The sequence below is a fragment of the Kineococcus indalonis genome, assembly GCF_009906395.1.
GTDB classification, from domain to species: Bacteria; Actinomycetota; Actinomycetes; order Actinomycetales; family Kineococcaceae; genus Kineococcus; species Kineococcus indalonis.
In genome coordinates this window covers 1-4,254 of the sequence record NZ_JAAALM010000360.1, presented here as the reverse complement: position 1 = coordinate 4,254, position 4,254 = coordinate 1, and the positions used below count along the sequence as shown (strand labels likewise).

Here is a 4,254-nt window from a genome sequence, read left to right as displayed (position 1 = left end):
GACTTCGAGCGCGTGCACGCCCCGAGCGTACCCGCGCCGGGCCGCCGGCGCGGGTACGCTCGGGGCGTGCACGCGCTCGAAGTCTTCTTCCTCGTCCTGCTGATCGTGGTCAGCATCGTGATCGCGTGGTTCGCCGGCTTCGTGGTGTACCGCCTCTACAAGGGACAGCGCTGACCCGTGGCCGGCGCACCCGTCCCCCTGCGCACCGACACGCCGCTGCCGCTCGTCCCGCTGTCCTGGCTGCTGGGCCGCTGGGAGGGCGCCGGCGTGCTCGGGCACCCCGCCCGCGGTGAGGACACCCGCTTCGGGCAGGTCGTGGAGTTCTCCCACGACGGCCGCGACTTCCTGAGCTACACCTCCACCACCTGGGCGCTGGACGAGGGGGGGAACACCACCGACCCCCTCGACGTCGAGACCGGGTACTGGCGCCCGCAGCCCCTCGGCGCCGCGGCCCCCGCGCCCGCCGACGGCCCGCGGCCCGTGGAGCTGGAGGTCCTGCTCGCCCACCCCACCGGCGTGGTCGAGGTCCTCGTCGGGCGCGCCACCGGCCCGCGCATCGACCTCACCACCGACGTGGTGGCCCGCACCACCACCGCCCACGAGTACAGCGCCGCCACGCGCGTGTACGGGCTGGTGGAGGGCGACCTGCTGTGGGCGCTGGACGTCGCCCTGGGCGGGCACCCGATGCGCAGCTACGCCTCGGCGCGCCTGAAGCGGGTGTCCTGACGGGCGCGCCCGCCCCCCTCGCCGACGCGCTGCACGCGCGAGGGCTGCGCCTGACGCCCCAGCGCCAGCGCGTGCTGGCCGCCGTGCGCGCCCTGGGCCACGCCACGCCCGAGGACGTCCTGGCGCACCTGCGCGCCGCCGGCGGCACCCCCGCCGTGGACGCCTCCACCGTGTACCGGGCGCTGGCGCTGCTGGAGGAGCTCGGCCTCGTGGCGCGCACCGCCCTGGAGCGGCGCGCGGACTCCTTCCACCCCGCCGAGCACGGCGGGCACCTGCACCTGGTGTGCGACTCCTGCGGCGCCGTCGCCGAGGCCCCCGCGGACGCGGCCTGCGACCTGGCCGCCGACCTGCGCCGGCGCACCGGCTTCACCGCCGACGTCACCCACCTCGCGCTGCGCGGGCGCTGCGCCGCCTGCGCCCAGGACGACCCCCGGGAGGGACCGTGAGCACCCAGACCCCCGCCGCCCCCGCCGGCGCCGCGCGGCGCTCGCCGCTGCTGGACCTGCCCGGCGCCGTGGCCGCCGAGGGCCCCGACGCCGGCGTGGCCTGGCACTACGGCGACCCCGTCGCCGAGCAGCGCGCCCTCGTGCGCGGCGAGGCGTTCGTGGACCTCTCGCACCGCGGCGTGGTGCGCGTGAGCGGCCCCGACCGGCTCGGCTGGCTGAACAGCACCACCAGCCAGGCGCTGGCCGGGCTGCCCGCCGGCACCAGCACCGAGAGCCTGGTGCTCAGCCCCACCGGCCGCATCGAGCACGACCTGCACCTGCTCGACGACGGCGAGGCCACCTGGATCACCGTCGAGCCCGGCGAGCGCGGGCCGCTCGTGGCGTGGCTGCTGAAGATGCGCTTCACGCTGCGCGTGGAGGTCGAGGACCTCACGCAGGGGTGGGCCGTGCTCGGCGAGCCCAGCCGCGAGGCCGGCGACGGCGCCGGCCCCGTGTGGGTGGACCCCTGGCCGGGCCCCGTGCCCGCCAACGAGGGCGGCGCCGCCGACACCGCCAGCTACGCGGCCGTGCCCACGCCGCTGCACCCGGGCGCCGGGCGCCCCTGGCGCGAGGTGCTCGTGCCGCGCGCGGAGCTGACCGCCCGCACCGCCGGGCGCCGGCCCGCCGGCACCTGGGCGAGCGAGGCGCTGCGGGTGGAGGCCTGGCGCCCGCGCCTGGGCCTGGAGACCGACGAGCGCTCCATCCCGCACGAGCTGGACTGGCTGCGCACCGCCGTGCACCTGCACAAGGGCTGCTACCGCGGGCAGGAGACGGTGGCGAAGGTGCACAACCTGGGCCGCCCGCCGCGGCGCCTGGTGCTGCTGCACCTGGACGGCTCCTCGCACGACCTGCCCGCCCGCGGCGACGAGGTGGTGCTCGCCGAGGCGCCCGGCCGCGCGGTCGGGCGGGTGACCACCGCCGCGCGCCACCACGAGCTGGGGCCGGTGGCGCTGGCCGTCCTCAAGCGCTCCGTGCCGGTCGACGCCCCGCTGTTCGCGCTGGCCGGCTCGGCGGCCGGTGAGCAGCACCGGCCGCTGGCCGCCGCGCAGGAGGTCGTGGTCGCCCCCTGACCGGGGGCGGGGCACTATCCTCGGATTGCGCACGCACAGTGGCGCGCTGATCGCCCAGAGCGATGAGCCTGATCGGGGGAGCGGAGGCCGGCATGGACGAGGAGCACGTCAGCGGGTACCAGCAGGGCGGTCGGCGGGCGCTCGACAAGGTCCTCGCCCCGAAGTTCACGGCCGACCTGCGCGCGATCGAGCTGGTCGAGCTGCGCGAGCGCCGCTCCCTGGCCGAGCAGGAGGAGGCCGACCTCTCCTACGCCCGCCGCCTGCTGCAGGGGCGCCTGGACCTGCTCGGCGCGGAGCTGCAGTCGCGCTCGGGCGCCGACGGGGGCACGGACGTCTCGGCCGCGCGCACCGACGCCGAGCTGGTGGCCCGGCTCACCGACGTGCTGGCGGACCCGCGCCGCACCAACCACGGCATGGGCCGGCACACCACCGTGCAGCCCAGCCGCGTCGGTGAGCACCGCCGCCGCGCCGAGGCCGCCGTGGCCGACCCGCACCTGTCGGACCTGAGCGCCATGGACGACGAGCAGCTCGCCGCCGCCCGCGAGCGGCTGCTGGGCCTGGAGCGCGAGCTGTCCGGCGACCGGCACCGCGTCCAGGAGGTCATGGACGCCTGCACCGAGGAGATCACCCGCCGCTACCGCGACGGGGTGGCCTCGGTGGAGGACGCGCTGCCCGGCGCCCGCTGAACCGGCCCGCGCGCGCCGGTCAGCCGAGCGCGCGCAGCAGCGCGCGCAGGTGGGTGTCCAGCGCGGCGCGCGCGCCCTCGTCCAGGGCGGCGGTGGCGCGCCGCTCGGCCTGCAGCACCGCCGGCAGCAGGCGGTCGACCAGGTCGGTGCCCTCGCCGGTCAGCGCCAGGCGGCTGACCCGGCCGTCGCGCGGGTCCGGTGTGCGGCGCAGGTAGCCGCGCGCGGTCAGGTGCTCCAGCCGCTTGGTGGTGGCCGCTCCCGAGGCCAGGGTGGCGGCGGTGACGCCGGTGGGCGTCAGCGGCGAGCGGGCGCGGCGCAGCGCGCACAGCACGTCGAACTCCGCGCGCGTCAGGCCCTGCTCGCGCACGACCTCCTCGCCGGCCCGGCCCACCGCGGCCGCCACCATGCGCAGCCGCCCGGCGACCGCCATGGGGGCGGTGTCCAGGCCGGGGTGCACGCGGGCCCACTCGGCGCGGGCGCGGTCGACGGGGTCGGCCGCGGCGCCGTCCGCCACGTCGAGGGGCACGTCGAGGGGCACGTCGAGGGGCGCGTCGGGCGCGCCGGGCGCGCCGGGGTCCCCGGCGCCGGGGTCGGTGGTGGGCGGCACCCGGGGAGGGTAGCCCGGCGGGGGGAGCACGGCGCCCGAAGTGCTTCACAGGTGAAACACCGGTTAAGCTCTTGTCGTGCCGCCCGCCGCCCTCGCCCACCTCACCCGCTCCGCGCGCGGCTGGCGGCGCGTGGCCCCCGGGCCGCACCCCTGGCGGGCCGCCGGCGCCGCGGCCCTGTCCACCGCCGTGCCGCTGGGCGTCGTGCTCGCCGCCGGCACCCCCTCCCTCGCGGCCCCGGCCGCCTTCGGCGCCATGGCCGGCCTGTACGGGCGCGCCGAGCCGTACGCCCTGCGCTGGCGCACCCAGGCCGCCGCCGGCCTGGCCATGACCCTCGCCCTGCTCGCCGGCGCCCTCGGCGGCGCCGCCGGCCGCGCCCTGCCCGTGCACGGGTGGGCCGCCGAGGTCGTCCCCGCCCTCGCCGTCGCCGCCGTCGCCCTGCTGGCCAAGCTCGTCAGCGACGCGGTGCGCACCGGCCCGCCCGGCGGCCTGATGCCCGTCTTCGCCGCCGGCACCCTCGCCCACGTCCCCGTCGCCGGCGCGGACCTGCCCGCCCTCGCCCTCGCCGCGCTCGGCGCGGCCGCCTGGGCCGTGGCCGTCTCCTGCGCCCCCGGCCTGCTGCGGCCCGACGGCCCCGAGCGCGACGCCGTCGCCGGCGCCGTGGCGGCCGTGCTGGCGGCCG

Annotated in this window: 5 protein-coding genes and 1 pseudogene; 5 read left to right on the top strand and 1 reads right to left on the bottom strand. The window is 79.2% G+C overall.

What is annotated here, in order from left to right:
• The first annotated feature begins 177 nt into the window (after positions 1–177).
• The 4 genes from GTR00_RS15645 (at position 178) to GTR00_RS15630 (ending at position 2,967) form a co-directional block, all read left to right on the top strand.
• Complete coding sequence (locus tag GTR00_RS15645) at positions 178–726, top strand: FABP family protein (protein WP_166612520.1); 549 nt, start codon at positions 178–180, stop codon at positions 724–726.
• On the top strand, positions 723–1,172 hold the full coding sequence (locus tag GTR00_RS15640) for a Fur family transcriptional regulator (protein ID WP_407659709.1): 450 nt from the start codon (positions 723–725) through the stop codon (positions 1,170–1,172). Before GTR00_RS15645 ends, GTR00_RS15640 begins: the two co-directional genes overlap by 4 nt.
• A complete protein-coding gene (gene ygfZ, locus GTR00_RS15635) occupies positions 1,169–2,281 on the top strand; it encodes a CAF17-like 4Fe-4S cluster assembly/insertion protein YgfZ (protein WP_323132517.1) in 1,113 nt (370 codons plus the stop codon). The genes GTR00_RS15640 and ygfZ overlap by 4 nt, the downstream gene beginning before the upstream one ends.
• 62 nt (positions 2,282–2,343) lie before the next feature.
• Positions 2,344–2,967 carry an RsiG family protein gene (locus GTR00_RS15630; protein WP_166612519.1) on the top strand — a complete coding sequence of 208 codons (624 nt, stop codon included), beginning with the start codon at positions 2,344–2,346 and terminating at the stop codon, positions 2,965–2,967.
• A 19-nt stretch (positions 2,968–2,986) separates the two neighbouring features.
• Here the strand turns inward: GTR00_RS15630 and GTR00_RS15625 are convergent, their stop codons facing one another.
• A complete protein-coding gene (locus GTR00_RS15625) occupies positions 2,987–3,574 on the bottom strand; it encodes a MarR family winged helix-turn-helix transcriptional regulator (protein ID WP_166612518.1) in 588 nt (195 codons plus the stop codon).
• Positions 3,575–3,650: 76 nt separating this feature from the next.
• Here GTR00_RS15625 and GTR00_RS15620 point away from each other — a divergent pair.
• Positions 3,651–4,254 (top strand): annotated as a pseudogene (locus GTR00_RS15620) (hypothetical protein); the annotation flags it as partial.

What these genes read in the sequence shown, in the direction of transcription:
- GTR00_RS15630 (WP_166612519.1), top strand. Translation starts at nt 2,344, where the DNA reads ATGAGCCTGATCGGGGGAGCGGAGGCCGGCATGGACGAGGAGCACGTC.